At 58.3% G+C, this 17144-nt stretch carries 13 protein-coding genes and 1 tRNA gene; 10 read left to right on the top strand and 4 right to left on the bottom strand.

Annotation, left to right across the window (positions count from 1 at the left end; translation table 11 throughout):
• Positions 1 to 10 precede the first annotated feature (10 nt).
• Together MKI83_RS07095 and MKI83_RS07090 are read left to right on the top strand one after the other, a co-directional pair.
• Positions 11 to 694 (top strand): ABC transporter ATP-binding protein, encoded by a 684-nt coding sequence (locus tag MKI83_RS07095; RefSeq protein ID WP_241584439.1) that lies wholly within the window; start codon positions 11 to 13, stop codon positions 692 to 694.
• A gap of 2 nt (positions 695 to 696) precedes the next feature.
• Positions 697 to 3201, top strand: a complete 2505-nt coding sequence (locus MKI83_RS07090) for an ABC transporter permease (RefSeq protein ID WP_241584437.1) — start codon at positions 697 to 699, stop codon at positions 3199 to 3201.
• Positions 3202 to 3207: 6 nt separating this feature from the next.
• Here MKI83_RS07090 and MKI83_RS07085 read toward each other — a convergent pair whose 3' ends face one another.
• The 4 genes from MKI83_RS07085 to MKI83_RS07070 form a co-directional block, all read right to left on the bottom strand.
• Positions 3208 to 3978, bottom strand: coding sequence for a thioesterase family protein (locus tag MKI83_RS07085; RefSeq protein WP_241584434.1), 771 nt, complete (start codon positions 3976 to 3978; stop codon positions 3208 to 3210).
• Between the two features lie 93 nt (positions 3979 to 4071).
• Positions 4072 to 4148 (bottom strand) — tRNA-Val (locus tag MKI83_RS07080).
• A gap of 64 nt (positions 4149 to 4212) precedes the next feature.
• Positions 4213 to 5010, bottom strand: coding sequence for a substrate-binding periplasmic protein (locus MKI83_RS07075; protein ID WP_241584431.1), 798 nt, complete (start codon positions 5008 to 5010; stop codon positions 4213 to 4215).
• Positions 5011 to 5092: 82 nt separating this feature from the next.
• Positions 5093 to 5710, bottom strand: coding sequence for a TetR/AcrR family transcriptional regulator (locus tag MKI83_RS07070; protein WP_241584865.1), 618 nt, complete (start codon positions 5708 to 5710; stop codon positions 5093 to 5095).
• A gap of 185 nt (positions 5711 to 5895) precedes the next feature.
• On the opposite strand from MKI83_RS07070, the gene MKI83_RS07065 reads away from it, so the two are divergent.
• The 8 genes from MKI83_RS07065 (at position 5896) to MKI83_RS07030 (ending at position 17134) form a co-directional block, all read left to right on the top strand.
• Entirely contained in the window at positions 5896 to 7686 is a 1791-nt protein-coding gene (locus MKI83_RS07065; protein ID WP_241584428.1) for an acyclic terpene utilization AtuA family protein, read from the top strand.
• A 14-nt stretch (positions 7687 to 7700) separates the two neighbouring features.
• Positions 7701 to 8564, top strand: coding sequence for an SDR family oxidoreductase (locus tag MKI83_RS07060; RefSeq protein ID WP_241584426.1), 864 nt, complete (start codon positions 7701 to 7703; stop codon positions 8562 to 8564).
• Positions 8565 to 8566: 2 nt separating this feature from the next.
• On the top strand, positions 8567 to 10183 hold the full coding sequence (gene atuC, locus MKI83_RS07055; RefSeq protein WP_241584424.1) for an acyl-CoA carboxylase subunit beta: 1617 nt from the start codon (positions 8567 to 8569) through the stop codon (positions 10181 to 10183).
• 17 nt (positions 10184 to 10200) lie between these two features.
• Positions 10201 to 11361 (top strand): citronellyl-CoA dehydrogenase, encoded by a 1161-nt coding sequence (gene atuD, locus MKI83_RS07050; RefSeq protein WP_241584423.1) that lies wholly within the window; start codon positions 10201 to 10203, stop codon positions 11359 to 11361.
• 90 nt (positions 11362 to 11451) lie between these two features.
• A complete protein-coding gene (locus tag MKI83_RS07045; protein WP_241584421.1) occupies positions 11452 to 12246 on the top strand; it encodes an enoyl-CoA hydratase/isomerase family protein in 795 nt (264 codons plus the stop codon).
• A 19-nt stretch (positions 12247 to 12265) separates the two neighbouring features.
• Complete coding sequence (locus MKI83_RS07040) at positions 12266 to 14272, top strand: acetyl/propionyl/methylcrotonyl-CoA carboxylase subunit alpha (protein WP_241584419.1); 2007 nt, start codon at positions 12266 to 12268, stop codon at positions 14270 to 14272.
• Positions 14273 to 14344: 72 nt separating this feature from the next.
• Positions 14345 to 15163, top strand: a complete 819-nt coding sequence (locus MKI83_RS07035) for an SDR family oxidoreductase (RefSeq protein ID WP_241584418.1) — start codon at positions 14345 to 14347, stop codon at positions 15161 to 15163.
• A gap of 126 nt (positions 15164 to 15289) precedes the next feature.
• Positions 15290 to 17134, top strand: a complete 1845-nt coding sequence (locus tag MKI83_RS07030; RefSeq protein ID WP_241584417.1) for a long-chain-acyl-CoA synthetase — start codon at positions 15290 to 15292, stop codon at positions 17132 to 17134.
• Positions 17135 to 17144: the final 10 nt, after the last annotated feature.

Raw genomic sequence — 17144 nt, 5'->3', positions numbered from 1 at the left:
AGGATGTCCCATGAGCGAGAGTCTGTTAATCGCGCGCAACCTTAGCAAAGTGGTTCGCACCGAGGAAGCACAGCTGCACATCCTCAACAATGTCAGCGTGGCCTTGGCGCGCGGTGAAAGCTTAGCGATCGTGGGCAGCTCGGGCTCTGGCAAATCCACCCTCCTGGGCCTGCTGGCCGGATTAGATTTGCCCAGTCACGGCGAAGTATTGATCGCCGGCAAAAACCTCAACCTACTGAATGAAGATCAACGCGCCGCCTTACGCGCACAAATGGTTGGCTTTGTTTTTCAATCATTCCAACTACTACCCAGTTTAACTGCCGTCGAGAACGTCATGCTGCCCTTGGAGCTGGCCGGCCAAAGCGGCAAAAGTGCCCGCGCTGAGGCGGCGCAGTTGTTAGATCGCGTGGGACTAGCGGCACGTCTCAACCACTACCCCAGACAGCTATCAGGCGGCGAGCAACAGCGTGTCGCCCTCGCCCGCGCCTTCGCCAGCAAGCCGGCGATTTTATTTGCCGATGAGCCCACCGGCAATCTGGACACCAAGACCGGCGCACACATCATCGACCTGTTGTTTAACCTCAATGCCGAAGCCGGCACCACCTTAGTACTGGTCACCCACGAGCAGCGTTTAGCCGAGCGCTGTAGCCAACATTTACAGCTAGAAGCTGGTAGCAGCGTGTTGGAGCATTAAACATGCCGACCTTTGCCCTGTTTCGCTTAGCCCTGCGCCTTTTAGGTCGTGAGATCCGCGCCAGCGAACTCCAAGTCCTGCTGGCCGCCTTGGTGATTGCAGTGATGACCAGCGCCGCTATTGGCTATCTCAACACCCGCTTAGCCGCTGGCATGCTGAATAAAGCGGCGGAATTTCTCGGCGCCGACATAGTGCTCAGTGGCACCGCCCCAGCGAGCGAGAAGCAAATCAAAGCGGGACGACGACTTGGCCTCAAGCATGCACAAACGGTGGAATTTGCCAGTGTGATTGCCGGCAATGACGGCCTGCAGCTATCCAGCATCAAGGCCGTGGATGACCAGTATCCGCTGCGTGGCCAGTTACGTAGCAAGGCCAACTTAGAAGCGCCTGATCTGCCTGCTCAGCATGGCCCCGGTATCGGCGAAGCGTGGGCCGAGCCACGTCTTTTGCATGCACTGGGCATCAAGCTCAATGACAGTGTGGATGTGGGTTACGCCACAGTAAAAGTCACCCGATTACTGACCTACGAACCCGATCGCGCTGGCGACTTTTACAGCCTGTCGCCACGCTTACTGATCAATCTTGCTGACCTGCAAAGCACTGGCCTGATCCAACCAGGCAGCCGACTGCGCTATCGCGAGCTATGGAGTGGCGACGCAGAAACACTGCGCGCCTATCAGCGCGAGCAAGAAGCTTACTTAGCCCCGCATCAGCAATGGCTGGATACACGCCAAGGCAATGCGCAAGTCGGCAATGCGTTACAACGCGCCGAGCGCTACTTGAACTTAGCCAGCTTGGCCGCCTTGCTGTTATGCGGGGTCGCCGTGGCCCTCGCTGCCGCGCGCTTTGCCTTACGCCGCTACGACGAAGCCGCTTTGATGCGCTGCATGGGCTTAAGCCGCCGGCAAACACTGCAATTGTTTTGCTTGCAACTGGCCACGCTGGGCGTTCTTGCCAGCGCCCTAGGCGCTTTGCTCGGGGCGCTGCTGCATATCGGCTTAATTGCAGCTTTGGGCCAACTGTTACCGGCCGACTTACCCAACGTGGGTTTACAGCCGGCATTGACCGCCATGGCCACCGGTTTGATCGCCCTAGCCGGCTTCAGCTTGCCGCCGCTACTGGCGTTGGGGCGCGTGCCGCCTTTGCGTGTCCTGCGGCGCGACTTGCAACCACTGCCCACCTCCGCATGGCTGATCTACGGCAGCGCCTTAGCCGCCATTGGCGTATTGATGTGGCGTTTAAGCCTTGATTTAACCCTGACGCTTAGCCTTTTTGCCGGCACCCTGCTGCTTTTGCTGGTGTTAGGCGTGTTGGTTCTGCTGGTACTAAAGCGCCTGCGGGCGCTGCTGGGGCGCATCAACTTGAGCTGGCGCTTAAGCCTCGGCCAGATGCTCCGCCAGCCGATCAGCGCCGCAGGGCAAATTCTTGCCTTTGCCCTGATTTTGATGGCCATGGGCTTAGTGTTATTGCTGCGCAACGAATTATTGGACACCTGGCAAGCGCAGCTGCCCAACAACGCCCCCAATCACTTTGCCCTCAACGTGCTGCCTGAGCAACGCGACAGCTTTAGCGCTGCAATCAGCCAGATCAGCCATGAAGCGCCGGTGCTCTACCCTGTCAGCCCAGGTCGCTTAGTGGCGATCAATCAACAAGCGGTGAACACCCTCGTCAGCAAAGATGAGCCTGGCGATAACGCCTTACAGCGCGATTTAAGCCTAACTTGGGCCGCCGAGCTGCCCAGCGGCAACCGCCTGACCGAAGGCCAATGGTGGGATCAAACCAGTCAAGACGACGAATTTATCGGCGTCTCGGTCGAGAGTCATCTGGCTAAGCGGCTAAAGATCAAACTGGGCGATCAACTGACATTTAATATTGCCGGCCGCACGGTACAAAGTCAGGTCAGCAGCCTGCGCGAGCTGGACTGGGGCAGTCTGCAGCCCAACTTCTACATGGTGTTTGCCCCAGGCAGCCTGCCCGAGGTGCCATTCACCTACTTAACCAGCTTTCATGCCCCAGCAGACAACCTGCAAGCATTACTGGCATTAAGCCGCGACTACCCGGCGATCACCTTACTGCCCATCGACGCATTACTCGCGCAACTACGCAGTATTTTGGCGCAGGTAACCTTGGCCGTAGAGCTGGTTTTGGCGCTGGTGTTATTGGCAGGAGTCACGGTTTTGCTGGCGGGCTTACTCAGCACGCTGGATGAGCGCCTACAACAAGGCGCCATTTTGCGCACGCTAGGCGCCAGCAATCGCCTACTGCGCCGCGCGCGCTGGCAAGAGTTTGCCCTGCAGGGCGCACTGGCTGGCTTGATGGCTGCACTGGGTTGTGAGCTGATCAGCGTGCTGTTGTATCAACACCTACTGGGACTGCCTTGGACGCCGCATCCAGAGTTACTGCTGCTGGTGCTGTTGGGCGCGCTGTTGATCAGCCTCTGCGGCAGCTGGCTAACCCGACAGATCACCCAACAAAGCCCAATGACCGTGCTGCGCGAGCTCAGCTAATTAAGCTTAAGCAAACACCGTCACGCACTGACGGCTGAGTGCCAATAAGCGCCCATCCGCCGACCACAGCCGCGCCGAAGCGTTAGCGTACCCTTCGGTTGCGCGCTCAGTGGTTGCGACATAAGCGCAAGGCGCATCACCGGCCACCTCACCCAAGGGCTGGACAAACTCAATGGCCCAAGTGAGCGAGCTCGCCGCAGCCGGCGCCTTCAACATCGGCAATACTGACGGCGGCCATGCATCCACCATCGATAACACGTGAGCCTCATCCAAACGCGCTGGCGCTTGTTTAAAACGCACCCAACCGCCCATTTGCAGTGAGGCATTATTGCTAAACGGCATGCCGCCGACCGCCCATGCCAAGTCAAAATGCTGCACAAAGCGCGGCACCACATTCTCGATATAAGGCATCAATGGGGCGGCAGCAAAAGGCTTCAGCGCTGGCATCGGCTCGGCAGGCACCTGCAATTGCGATTCGCGTGCACTGCCAAAGCTAACCAATACCACCGCCATAACCGCGTCGTTCTGACACACATGGCACTGCGCCTGCACGACCGACTTTCCTTCACGCAAGATCAGCGGACGCAGTTCAACCTTGCCCGGCGCAACCGGCCCAACAAAAGCAATTTGCGCCGCACGAGCCGCTTTACTGGCATCAACGCGCACTCTCAACGCCTGAAAGCCCAATGCCGCCACCAATCCACCAAAGGTAGCGCGGCCTTGCTGCCAACTATCATCAACATCCAGTTCAAGCTGTCCCTGATTGATAGCGTCCATATAGCGCTGCATAAAAGACCCTCGCGTGATTGAGTGACGGCTTAGCATTTTACAAGCAAAAAAAAGCCGACCATTGCTGGTCGGCTTTACGTTTGGTAGGCACGATTGGATTCGAACCAACGACCCCCACCATGTCAAGGTGGTGCTCTAACCAACTGAGCTACGTGCCTGAAGTGGGGCGCAATTTAAGGATAAAGACCTGCCCTGTCAAGCACTTATATCTGCGCACTGGTTTTACTTAAGCAAGCTGTTATTCAGACCATAAGACTCAAGCAGCGGCGTTAACAGCCCGGCCTGATCTAGAAGCTGCATTTGCTCCAACAACTGTGAGGGCGTCATCGGCCCTTGCTCGCGAGCAATAACTTGGTGCTCGTACTCTTGGTCGTGCTTGTCAGACACCAACAACGTGCCGGCAAACTCTGGATTAGCGGCAACAAACCGGCGCAAAAACGACTGCGTCACCACCACCAAATCGACGCGATCACGCTCCAGCATGCGCAGGTTACTGTCGTGAGAATAGGTCAGCGTGGCATTAAACTGAGTACGCAAAAACTCAGCATCCGCGTTAAAACCAGCAAATTGATAGTGATAGCCGTTAAACAAAGCCATGCGTTTGCCGGTAAACACGTCAAAGTAGCTTTGCTCACGGTCGGCGCTATTCAGCGTGACGTAAACCTCGGCATCGCGTAAGCCGAGGTCGGTGTGATGAATCGAATACTTCTGCCAGCCCCACGCTGGCGATTCGAACAAAATCAGGTCAAACCGGGCATCAACCAGGTCGCGATAGCGTCTTTTGGTTGAGGTGGGCACAAACTCAAACCGCCACTGCTTATCCAATGCATTGAGTTTGGCCAGTAAGTCTGGCACCAAACCACTGACGCCTTGGCTTGAGTCGGCCAGTTTTACATAAGGCGGAAAGTCATAGCCCCCCACGCGCACCAGCGTTTGCTCATCATCGGCGTGCGACCAAGCCGTGGCTGCAAAAAGCATCCACCCTGCCAACGCGATAACGCCACTGAACGCTTTGGGCATGCCCAACCCTGTTATTTTTGAACCTACCTAAAAAGTAACAGGTTTTTGCCAACTTGCACGGCAGCCGCAAAGTACAGGCGATTTATTTGATCACCAACAGCAGCGCCGACTGCGCCAGCTCATCCAAGCTCATGCTGCCTTCTTGTTTAAACCAAGTGGTGGTCCAGGACAACGCACCGGTCAAAAAGCGCCGCAACACAAAAGGATCACCCTGCAGTAAGCCTTCCGTCTTGGCGGCCGCCAGCTCCGTCAACCACATCTGCTCATAGACATCTCGCAGCTTGAGAATGTAGCCGCGGCCTTCATCCGACAGCGAACGCCACTCATACACCAACACGCCCATGGCCTCGCCCGTGCCGCCCATGATGGACTGCAGCTCGCAACGAATCAGCGCCAGCACACGCTCGCGGGCGCCTTGGGCATGATTAAGCGCATCTCGCATCAAGGCCGTGTTGTAGAGGATGGTCTCCTCCATCACGGCGCGCAGGATTTCATCTTTGCTTTTGAAGTGATGAAAAATACTGCCTGATTGAATGCCAACCGCACCGGCCAAATCACGCACAGTCGTGCGCTCATAGCCTTTATGACGAAACAAGTGCGCCGCGCATTGCAATAATTTGCCGCGCGCGCTTTGCGGATCGGTTAACTCACCGCGTTCCACCAGCGACAACATCACTCGTTGCGCTTGTTGTTCGTCCAAATTCCACATATCACACCTCAAACACGCGGTCTTAAAAGCAAGGCGGCACTTTATTCAGCCAAGCCAGGGCATGCAAGCCAAGCAAGCGCTTGGCAGAAATACCCACATAATATGACACAAGCGCCCTTTTCAAACCAAGCGCTTGCTTGGTAGATTAAGTCATCACTTCACTGATGAGATTGAGCATGACCACGAAAACCGTCCGCATTGGCTGTGCGTCTGCGTTTTGGGGCGATACCTCAACCGCTGCCGCGCAATTAGTCCACGGCGCAGAGCTGGACTACTTGGTCTTCGACTATCTCGCGGAAGTCACCATGTCGATCATGGCCGGCGCACGCATGAAAAAACCGGACGAAGGTTACGCCCGCGACTTTATTGAAGTGCTAACCCCGTTGCTCGCTGATATTGCTGGCAAAAAAATCCGCGTGATCAGCAATGCTGGCGGGGTCAATCCGCAAAGTTGCGCCAAGGCACTGGCCGCCGCCTGTGAGCAAGCCGGCGTGCAGTTAAAGATTGCCGTGCTGCATGGCGACAACCTGCAACCCAACCTGGCCGAACTGCGCAAAACAGGCATCAGCGAGATGTTCACAGGCGCCGCATTACCGCCCATGTGCGTATCGGTAAACGCCTATTTAGGTGCGCCGGGCATCAGCGCTGCCCTAGCCGCCGGCGCCGACATTGTCATCACCGGCCGTGTTGTGGATAGCGCCGTGGTCAGCGCAGCCCTGGTGCACGAATTCAACTGGCAGTGGACCGATTTTGATCAACTGGCGCAGGCCGCGCTGGCCGGCCACATCATCGAATGCGGCGCGCAATGCACTGGCGGCAACTTTACCGACTGGCAAGACGTGCCCGACTACGAGCATATCGGCTTCCCCATTGTCGAAGTCAGCGCCGACGGCAGCTTTGTAGTGAGCAAGCCAGAAGGCAGCGGCGGACTGATCTCCCCGCTGAGTGTCGGCGAGCAAATGCTGTATGAAATTGGTGACCCACACGCGTATTACCTGCCCGATGTCGTGTGCGACTTCTCACAAGTCACGCTCAATCAAGTGGCGGATAACCGCGTCGCTGTTAGCGGCGCTAAAGGGCTGGCACCGACCGAGCAGTACAAGGTCAGCGCTACTTACCCTGACGGCTTTCGCTGCACCGCCAGTTGTTTGATGGCCGGCATCGATGCACCGCAAAAAGCCGAGCGCGTCAGCCAAGCCATCATCAACAAAACCCAAGAACTGTTCGCCGCGCGTGGCTGGGGCCCGTATCAAGAGGTCAGCATTGAGTTGCTCGGCACTGAGGCCACCTACGGCGAGCACGGCCAGCGCCGCGACACGCGCGAGGTCGTGATCAAGATCGCGGTACGTCATGCCAAAAAAGAAGCGCTGATTCTGTTTTCACGCGAGATCGCCCAAGCCGCCACCGGCATGGCGCCTGGGCTGACGGGCATCGTCGGCGGCCGGCCAACGGTTTATCCGGTGATTCGTCTGTTTAGCTTTTTGGTAGACAAGCACGCCTGCGCACTCAGCGTTGAGCTGCACGGTGAGCACAGCGCGGTCGAGTTGCCACACTTACCTACGCTCGACCTTGCTGAGATCGCCTGTAATCAGCCAGTCCCCACGCCACAAGCGGAGCCAACCACCCCAGTGCCATTGAGCAAACTGGCGGTGGCGCGCTCGGGTGATAAAGGCAATCACAGCAACATCGGCGTGATGGCGCGCCGCGCCGAATACCTGCCATGGATTGCCGCCGCATTAACCGAGCAAGCGCTGGCCGAGCACTTTGCTCACGTGCTTGACCCGCAGCATGGCCGCGTGTCGCGCTGGCACTTACCGGCCAGCCACAGTTTGAACTTTTTACTGGAAAACAGCCTAGGCGGCGGTGGCGTTGCCAGTTTGCGCATGGACCCGCAAGGCAAAGCGTACGCCCAACAACTGCTCGAATATCCCATCCCAGTGCCCCAAGCACTGGCAGATAGCCTGTAACAAGGACACCTTCGATGGCTTACCAATCTGTGTTTAATCCGGGGCTGTTTGACGGCCAAACCATTGTGGTGACCGGCGGCGGCAGCGGCATCGGCCGCTGTGTGGCGCACGAGCTGGCACATTTAGGCGCTCACGTGGTGCTGGTCGGGCGCAAGGCTGAAAAGCTGGAAACAACCTGTGCTGAGATCAGCGAAGATGGCGGCCGCGCCAGCTATCAAGTCTGCGACATCCGTGATGAAGACGCGGTTAAAGCCATGGTCAAAGCGGTGCTGGATGCGCATGGCAGCATCGCCCATTTGGTCAACAACGCGGGCGGACAATTTCCCGCGCCGTTAATTGGCATTAACCAAAAAGGCTTTGAGACCGTGGTGCGCACCAACTTGGTGGGCGGCTTCTTGGTCGCCAAAGAAGTCTACCTACAGAGCATGAGCAAAACCGGCGGCAGCATCGTCAACATGCTGGCCGACATGTGGGGCGGCATGCCCGGCATGGGGCACTCCGGCGCCGCGCGTGCGGGAATGGAGAATTTCACCAAAACCGCCGCCTACGAATGGGGCCACTCGGGGGTGCGCGTCAACGCGGTCGCGCCCGGCTGGATTGCCTCCAGCGGCATGGACACCTACCCCGAGTCGATGAAAAACATGATTCGTAACCTCAAAGATCACGTTCCCCTGCAACGCATCGGCAGCGAGTCTGAGGTCGCGGCGGCCATCGTGTTCTTGTTAAGCCCAGGTGCCAACTTTATCAGCGGCAACACCATCCGCATCGATGGCGCCGCCAGCCAAGGCACCCGTGCGTGGAGCCTGGGTAAAGGTCAAAACAGCACGGCGTACAACGGTTTTCACCGTGCCTACGTCCCAGATGTGTTTAAGGAGTAAGCATGCCTCGCATCGAATCACAGTTAGATGTTCACGGCGGCGAGTTTGCCGCCAATAGCGAGGCCATGCTGGCGGCAGTGGCCAGTTTTCGCGACGTTGAACAAAAGGTGTTGGATAAAGCCTGTGAGGCCAAAGCTAAATTCGACAAGCGCGGCCAACTGCTGCCGCGCGAGCGTCTGAATTTATTGCTCGATGCCGGCGCACCGTTTCTGGAGCTGTCATCGCTGGCCGGCTTCAAGCTGCACGACGACAAAGACGGCACCCAAGCCGGTGGCGGTCTGATCGCCGGCATTGGCTATGTTGAAGGCGTGCGCTGTTTGGTGATCGCCAATAACAGCGCGATCAAGGGCGGTACCATCTCACCCAGTGGGCTGCGCAAATCGCTGCGCCTGCAGCAAATAGCCGCCGAAAATAAGCTGCCGGTGGTGACACTGGCCGAAAGCGGCGGTGCCAACCTGACCTACGCGGCGGATATTTTTGTCGAAGGCGCCCGCGCGTTTGCCAACCAAGCGCGTCTATCTGCCGCCGGCATTCCACAGATCACCGTGGTGCATGGCTCCAGCACCGCAGGCGGCGCTTACCAGCCGGGCTTATCCGATTACGTGGTGGTGGTGCGCGGCAAAGCCAAGATGTTCCTCGCCGGCCCGCCGCTGCTCAAAGCCGCCACCGGTGAGATTGCGACCGATGAACAACTCGGCGGCGCCGAGATGCATGCGCAAGTCGCCGGCACTGCAGAGTATTTGGCGGAAAACGATGCCGACGGCGTGCGTCTGGCGCGCGACATCCTCGCCATGCTGCCTTGGAATGCCCAGCTACCGGCACGCACCGCACGAAGCTTCAAAGAGCCGCTCTACCCGACCGATGAGCTGCTTGGCATTGTGCCGGCGGATGCAAAAAAGCCTTATGACGTGCGCGAGATCATCGCGCGCATCGCCGATGGCTCGGTGTTTTTAGACTTTAAGAACGAATTTGATCAGCAAACCGTTTGCGGCCATTTGCAGATCGAAGGTCACGCCTGCGGCTTTATCGGCAACAACGGCCCGATCACCCCGCAAGGGGCGGCCAAAGCGGCGCAGTTCATCCAGCTGTGCGATCAAAGCAATACGCCGATTTTGTTCTTCCATAACACCACAGGTTTTATGGTCGGCACCGAAAGCGAACAGCAAGGCGTGATCAAGCACGGTTCTAAACTGATTCAAGCAGTGGCCAACGCACGCGTGCCTAAGCTCACCATCGTCGTCGGCGGCTCGTACGGTGCGGGCAACTATGCCATGTGCGGTCGCGGTCTTGATCCGCGCTTTATTTTTGCGTGGCCCAACAGCCGCACGGCGGTCATGGGTGGCGCGCAAGCCGGCAAGGTGCTGCGCATCGTCACCGAAGACAAGCACGCGAAGATGGGACAAACCGCCGACCCGAAAATGCTCGACATGATCGAACAAGCCACCGCACAGAAGCTCGATAGCCAATCCACCGCGCTGTATGGCACCGCCAATCTGTGGGACGACGGCTTGATTGATCCCCGCGACACCCGCGCCCTGCTCGGCTTGTTGCTCGATATTTGTCATGAAGCGGCGATTCGCCCACTTCAACCCAATGCCTTTGGCGTAGCCCGCCTGTAAATCTAAGGAGTTTGGTTATGTTGTTTACCCAAGAACACCAAGAACTACGCCGCACGATCAAAAACTTTATCGACAGCGAAATTAATCCGCATGTGGATGAGTGGGAAAAAGCCGGCAGCTTTCCCATGCACGAGATTTTCAAAAAAGCGGGCAACTTAGGCTTATTAGGCATTTCAAAGCCTGAGCAGTACGGCGGCATGGGACTGGATTACAGCTTCTCGGTGGTGGCCGCCGAAGAATGGGGCGGCATTCACTGTGGCGGCATCCCCATGGCCATTGGCGTGCAAACCGACATGTGCACCCCCGCTTTGGCCCGTTTTGGCTCCGATGAGCTGCGCGAGCAGTTCTTAAAGCCTGCGATTGCCGGCGACATGGTCGGCTGTATTGGCGTTTCGGAAGTCGGTGCCGGCTCCGATGTGGCGGGGCTTAAAACCACTGCAAAAAAAGACGGCGACGACTACGTGATCAACGGCAGCAAGATGTGGATCACCAACTCGCCCTCGGCTGACTTTGTCTGCTTGCTGGCCAACACCAGCGACGACAAGCCACACGTCAACAAATCGCTGATCGTGGTGCCGATGGATACCCCCGGCATCAGCCTAAGCGCACCTCTGGACAAGCTCGGCATGCGCAGTTCCGAAACCGCGCAAATCTTCTTTGATAACGTGCGGGTGCCACAGCGCAACCGCATCGGCCATGAAGGTGCGGGCTTTATGATGCAGATGCTGCAATTCCAAGAAGAGCGTTTGTTTGGTGCCGCCAACATGATCAAGGGCTTGGAGCACTGCGTCGATGCCACCATCGCCTACTGCAAAGAGCGTAAGACGTTTGGCAGCCCACTTATCGACAACCAAGTGATTCACTTCCGCATGGCCGAGCTGCAGAGCGAGATCGAAGCCCTGCGTGCGCTCACCTACCAAGCCACCGAACTGTACGTCGCCGGCAAAGATGTCACTAAGCTCGCCTCGATGGCCAAGCTCAAAGCCGGCCGCTTGGGCCGCGAAGTCACCGACTCGTGCCTGCAGTACTGGGGCGGCATGGGCTTTATGTGGGACAACCACGTATCACGCGCCTACCGCGATGTGCGTCTGGTCAGCATTGGCGGCGGTGCCGACGAAATCATGCTCGGCATCATCTGCAAATTGATGGGCATCTTGCCCGGCAAGAAAAAAGGCTAACGCGCCACAACGGCGTGCAGGGTTCACCCGCACGCCGTTGTTTGCAGCCCATAACGCCGCCTCGCAATGCCGACGAACAAGGAACCCACCATGGCCGATCTACCTCACTGCGACACCCTGCTGCTGAAGCTTGATGCAGGCGTGCTGCATATCACCCTGAACCGCCCCGAAAGCCGCAACGCCATGAGTCTTAACATGGTCAACGAACTGCGCGCGGTGCTGGCCTGCGTCAAGCAAAACCACAGCGTACGTGCGCTGGTGCTACGCGGCGCCGATGGCCATTTTTGTGCCGGTGGGGACATCAAAGACATGGCCAATGCCCGCAGCGCCGGCAGCAAAGCCTACTGTGAACTCAATCGCGCCTTTGGCAGCCTGCTTGAGCAAGCGCAAAACGTGCCGCAAGTAGTGATTACCGTGCTGCAAGGCGCTGTGCTCGGTGGTGGTTTTGGCTTGGCTTGTATCAGCGATGTGGCCATTGCCGCACAAGACTGCAAATTCGGCCTGCCAGAAACCACCCTCGGGGTGATTCCCGCGCAAATCGCCCCCTTTGTGGTCAAGCGCATCGGCTTAACCCAAGCACGCCGCCTGGCCTTAACCGCGGCGCGTTTTGATGGCGCAGAGGCGCTGCGACTGGGTCTAGTGCATTACTGCGAGCCCAGCGACGCACTCGACGAGCGCTTAACCGAGGTACTCGCCCAAGTGCGCCGCTGTGCCCCGATTGCCAACGCCCACACCAAAGCCCTGTTATTGGCCACGGAAGACGAACCCTTGACCAGCTTGCTCGACGGCGCGGCGGAGCAGTTTGCCGCAGCGGTGACCGGCCCAGAAGGCATCGAAGGCACCATGGCTTTTGTTCAGAAGCGCCCCGCGCACTGGGCTCAATAACGAATTCGGGACTGCACCTATGCCTGCTTTTAGCAAAATTCTGATTGCCAACCGCGGCGAGATTGCCTGCCGCGTGATTCGCACCGCACAAGAACTGGGCTACCGCACCGTGGCGGTGTACTCCAGCGCCGACGCTGAAAGCCGCCACGTGCAATTGGCCGACGAGGCCGTGTGCATCGGTCCGGCACAGGTCAATCAGTCGTACCTCGTGATCGACAACCTCTTGGCCGCCGCCGCCAAAACCGGTGCCGATGCCATTCATCCCGGCTACGGCTTTCTCTCGGAAAACGCCGACTTTGCCCGTGCCTGCGCCAAGGCCAACATCGTATTTATCGGCCCCAGCGTCGAAGCCATCCACCTGATGGGCAGCAAGCGGTTATCTAAAATCGCCATGCTCGAGGCCGGCGTGCCCTGTATTCCCGGCTACGAAGGTGCCGAGCAAGACGAAGACGTACTGCGCCAAGAGGCCGAGCGCATCGGCTATCCGCTGATGATCAAGGCCAGCGCCGGCGGCGGTGGTCGTGGCATGCGCCTAGTCCAGCAAGCCGATGAGTTAGTCGCGCAACTGCGCACCGCGCGTTCAGAGGCGCAAAACGCCTTTGGCTCTGGTGAGCTGATCCTTGAAAAAGCCGTGATTCAACCGCGCCATGTGGAAATCCAAGTCTTTGGCGATCAACACGGCAACATTGTGTATTTGGGCGAGCGCGACTGCTCCGTACAGCGCCGCCACCAAAAAGTGGTTGAAGAAGCCCCCTGTCCGGTGATGACCGCCGAGCTGCGCCAAGCCATGGGCGCAGCGGCAGTGCAAGCCGCAGCACAGGTTAATTATGTCGGCGCCGGCACCGTGGAGTTTCTGCTCGATGCCAGCGGTGCATTTTACTTTTTGGAGATGAATACCCGCCTGCAGGTAGAGCATCCGGTCACCGAACTGATCACCGGCCAAGATCTGGTGGCTTGGCAAATCTTAGTCGCCAGTGGCGCACCGCTGCCGCTGCGCCAAGAGCAAATCAAGCTCACCGGCCATGCCATCGAAGTCCGGCTGTACGCCGAAGACACCGCCAATCAATTTTTACCGCAAACCGGCACGGTGCTGCGCTGGGAGCCAGAGCTGCTGCCCGGCATTCGTATCGACCACGGCCTGTGCGAAGGCCAAGCAGTCACGCCATTCTACGACCCGATGCTCGGCAAAGTGATTGCCTACGGCGCCAACCGTGAAGACGCACGGCGCAAGCTAGTACGGGCACTGGAGCAATGTGTGCTGCTGGGGGTGAATGCCAACCAGCGTTTTCTGGCTAACCTGCTCGCCCACCCTGAGTTTGCCGCCGGTAATGCCACCACTGCGTTTATTGGCGAGCACTTTCACCGCGACCCAAGCCTGAGCCCGCAAGCCGCCACCCCCCGCGAGCTGGCCTTGGCTGCTGCCCTGCTGTATCACGCCAGCGCCAGCAGTCGGGCGCATCAAGCCTCCATGGCAGGCTGGCGCAGCGCCGGCAGTGCGCCTTGGGTGTTCATCCTCAAGCACCTCGACCAGCCTCACCGCATCGAAGTCGATGTCATCCACAGTGGTGCACAGCCTACTGTGCAGGTGCGCTACGCAGAAAGCCTTGTTGAGCTGCAGCTGCTGGCCTGTGACGGGCGCTGGCTCACCGTGGCCATTGATGGTGTCCGCCAGCGCGTGGCCTATCACCACGATGGTGACACGCTGCACCTGTTTGCCCACGGCGGCAACTTAAAGCTTGAAGACATCACCCACGCCCCGGTCAGCGGTCAAGCCGCCGCCAACAGCGGTGCGATCAAAGCCCCCATGGACGGCGCCATCGTCGAGGTGCTGGTCGAAGAAGGCACGCCCGTGAGCAAAGGCCAGCTGTTAGTGGTGCTGGAGGCAATGAAGATGGAGCACCCGCTCAAGGCAGGCAGCGATGGCGTGGTGCGCCGCGTTGGTGTCAACAAAGGCGATCAAGTGAAGAACCGCCAACTACTGGTCGAAATCGAAGCCAGCGTCACACCAGAAGCCGCCGAGGCTTAATCCTCCCCTGCTTGCCCGCCCCCATCGGCCGGCAAGCAGGGCATTCCTATTGTTCACTGTGCGGAGCTGTGCATGTCGTTACACCAAAAAACCTTGTTTATCACCGGCGCCAGCCGTGGCATCGGCCGTGAAATTGCTCTGAAGGCCGCCGCCGATGGCGCCAACATTGTCATCGCCGCCAAAAGTGCCGAGGCACACCCTAAACTGCCGGGGACTATTTTCTCCGTCGCGCAAGAGGTTGAAGCCGCAGGCGGCAAAGCCCTGGCGCTGCAACTGGATGTGCGCGACGAGGACGCCGTTAAAGCCGCGATGGCCCAAGCTGCCGAACACTTTGGCGGCATCGACGCGCTGATTAACAACGCCGGCGCGATCAAGCTGTCGGGGGTCGAGCATCTGCCGCCTAAACGTTACGACTTGATGTTCCAAATCAATACCCGCGCGGTGATGGTGGCCAGCCAAGCGGCGCTGCCTTACCTCAAGCAGTCCAAGGGCCACATTTTAAGTTTGTGCCCGCCGCTAAACTTAGACCCCAAATGGTTTGCCAACTACGGCCCCTACACCACCACCAAATACGGCATGAGCATGCTGACCTTGGGCATGCACGAGGAATTCAAAAAGTACGGCATCAGCGTTAATGCACTGTGGCCGCAAACGGTGATCGCCACCGCCGCCATTGAGTTTGAAGCCGGCGGCCCTTCGGTGATGAAAGCCGCGCGCAAACCCGCGATCATGGCCGATGCGGCGCACGTGATTTTATCGAGCCAAGCACGCAGCATCAGTGGCCGCCTACTGATCGACGAGCAAATCTTGCGCGAGCATGGCGTGACTGATTTTGAAGGCTATCGCTATGACCCAAGCGGCAAACTGATGACCGACTTGTTTGTCGATTGACTGATCTGACTGATCACGTGGCGGCAAGGCCATAGGCAGCTGTCTTGTCCCACGCTATGGTTGCGGTTTACCTTGGCCCTAGGCGGCGCTCTGTCGCCGCAAAAACAATAAGCGCAAGGACAGCCCATGAGTCACTCAGACCTAATCACCCCTGCACGCTTTCTCCGCCAACTGCCCAGCCAACTGCCACGCCTACCACGCTTGATGCGCGGCCTGTATTACGCCGGTATTCGTAACCGTGACAAGCCGTTATCGCTGGCTTGGGCACTGGAGCGCGCCACCCGCCTGCACCCAGACAGCACGGCAGTGATGGATGAAACCCGCCGGCTTAATTACGTGCAATTTAATGCTTGGGCTAACCGCTTAGCGCACGCTTTTAAAGAAGACGGCGTTCAACATGGCGACGTGGTGGCGGTGATGTTGGAAAACCGCCTCGAGCTGCTGGCCATTTTGGCCGCACTGGCCAAGCTAGGCGCCATTGGTGCGCTGATCAACACCACGCAACGCGGCAAGGTGCTGATCCACAGCCTGAACTTGGTAAAGCCCAGCCGCTTTGTGGTTGGCGAGGAGTTACAAGCGGCTTTCGCCGAAGTCCGTGATGAGGTTGCCAGCACTCAAGCCAGTGGCGTTTGCTACTTCGTCTCTGACAGCGACACCCTCAGCGACAACAACCCAGCCGCCAGTGGTTGGCATAACTTGGGCGAACGCGCGCAAGTGGCTTCACCGATCAACCTGCCAGACACCGCCAATGTGCGGCTCAAAGATGCCTGCTTTTACATCTACACCTCAGGCACTACTGGCTTGCCCAAAGCCTCGATCATGAGCCACGGCAAGTGGATCAAGTGCTACGGCGGCTTTGGTCATTCAGGTTTAGCGTTAACACCCGAAGACACCCTGTACCTCACCCTGCCGTGCTACCACAACAATGCCGTCACCGTGAGCTGGAGCTCGGCACTGGCCGGCGGCGCGGCGATTGCGATGCGTCGCAAGTTTTCTGCCTCAAGCTTTTGGAAAGACGTAGCCTTCTATCAAGCCACCTGCTTTGGCTATATCGGCGAGCTATGTCGCTACTTGCTCAACCAGCCCGAATGCCCTGAAGAAAAGAACAACACCTTGCGCTCGATGATCGGCAACGGTTTGCGGCCCTCCATCTGGCAAGACTTCAAACAACGCTTTGGCGTTGAGCGCGTCACCGAGTTTTACGCCGCCAGCGAAGGCAATATTGGCTTTACCAACGTGTTTAACTTTGACAACACCGTGGGCTACTCGCCAGCCACCTTCGCCATCGTGCGCTACGACATGGACAACGACGGTCCGGTGCGCTGCCCTAGGGGCTTTTTGCAGAAAGTCGCCGATGGCGAACCCGGTTTGCTGATCAGTGAGATCAGTAAAAAGTGGCCCTTCGACGGTTACACCGACCCCGCCAAGAGCGAAGCGGTGATTTTGCGTAACGTGTTCAAGCAAGGCGATGCTTGGTTTAACACCGGCGACATGATGCGCGCGATTGGCTGTAAGCATGCGCAGTTTGTGGATCGCTTAGGCGACACCTTCCGCTGGAAAGGCGAAAACGTCTCCACCACCGAAGTGGAAAGCTGCCTTATGGCCTATCCCGGTATCGAACACGCGATTGTTTACGGTGCCGAAATCCCCAATACCAACGGGCGCTGCGGCATGGCGGCCATTGGTGTGCGCGCTGACGTCACGGCGGATGAGTCCTTCTTTGCTGGTTTGCTTAAGCACCTGCAAGACAATCTGCCGGTATATGCCATTCCCTTGTTCATCCGTCAGCAAACGCAAATGCAGACCACAGGCACGTTCAAATACCAAAAAACCGACCTTAAGCGCGCCGGCTTCAACCCCGCCGAGTGTGCTGGCGAGCCGTTGTGGGCCTTGCTGCCAGAGCAAGTCAGCTATCAACCTCTCGATAGCGCGGCTTACCAGCGCATCGGCCAAGGCGACTTGCGCTGGTAAGCACGGTGAC

Origin of the sequence: Atopomonas sediminilitoris (genome assembly GCF_022601735.1) — a bacterium.
Taxonomy (GTDB): Bacteria; Pseudomonadota; Gammaproteobacteria; order Pseudomonadales; family Pseudomonadaceae; genus Atopomonas; species Atopomonas sediminilitoris.
Note: the sequence above shows the minus strand (reverse complement) of the source record. Positions and strands in the feature narration are given on the sequence as shown.

Excerpts from the sequence above, each read along its gene's own strand:
- MKI83_RS07090 (WP_241584437.1), top strand. The coding sequence starts at position 697 with ATGCCGACCTTTGCCCTGTTTCGCTTAGCCCTGCGCCTTTTAGGTCGT.
- MKI83_RS07040 (WP_241584419.1), top strand. The coding sequence starts at position 12,266 with ATGCCTGCTTTTAGCAAAATTCTGATTGCCAACCGCGGCGAGATTGCC.
- MKI83_RS07075 (WP_241584431.1), bottom strand. The coding sequence starts at position 5,010 with ATGCCCAAAGCGTTCAGTGGCGTTATCGCGTTGGCAGGGTGGATGCTT.
- MKI83_RS07035 (WP_241584418.1), top strand. The coding sequence starts at position 14,345 with ATGTCGTTACACCAAAAAACCTTGTTTATCACCGGCGCCAGCCGTGGC.
- atuD (WP_241584423.1), top strand. The coding sequence starts at position 10,201 with ATGTTGTTTACCCAAGAACACCAAGAACTACGCCGCACGATCAAAAAC.
- MKI83_RS07030 (WP_241584417.1), top strand. The coding sequence starts at position 15,290 with ATGAGTCACTCAGACCTAATCACCCCTGCACGCTTTCTCCGCCAACTG.
- MKI83_RS07095 (WP_241584439.1), top strand. The coding sequence starts at position 11 with ATGAGCGAGAGTCTGTTAATCGCGCGCAACCTTAGCAAAGTGGTTCGC.
- MKI83_RS07060 (WP_241584426.1), top strand. The coding sequence starts at position 7,701 with ATGGCTTACCAATCTGTGTTTAATCCGGGGCTGTTTGACGGCCAAACC.
- MKI83_RS07065 (WP_241584428.1), top strand. The coding sequence starts at position 5,896 with ATGACCACGAAAACCGTCCGCATTGGCTGTGCGTCTGCGTTTTGGGGC.
- MKI83_RS07045 (WP_241584421.1), top strand. The coding sequence starts at position 11,452 with ATGGCCGATCTACCTCACTGCGACACCCTGCTGCTGAAGCTTGATGCA.
- MKI83_RS07085 (WP_241584434.1), bottom strand. The coding sequence starts at position 3,978 with ATGGACGCTATCAATCAGGGACAGCTTGAACTGGATGTTGATGATAGT.
- atuC (WP_241584424.1), top strand. The coding sequence starts at position 8,567 with ATGCCTCGCATCGAATCACAGTTAGATGTTCACGGCGGCGAGTTTGCC.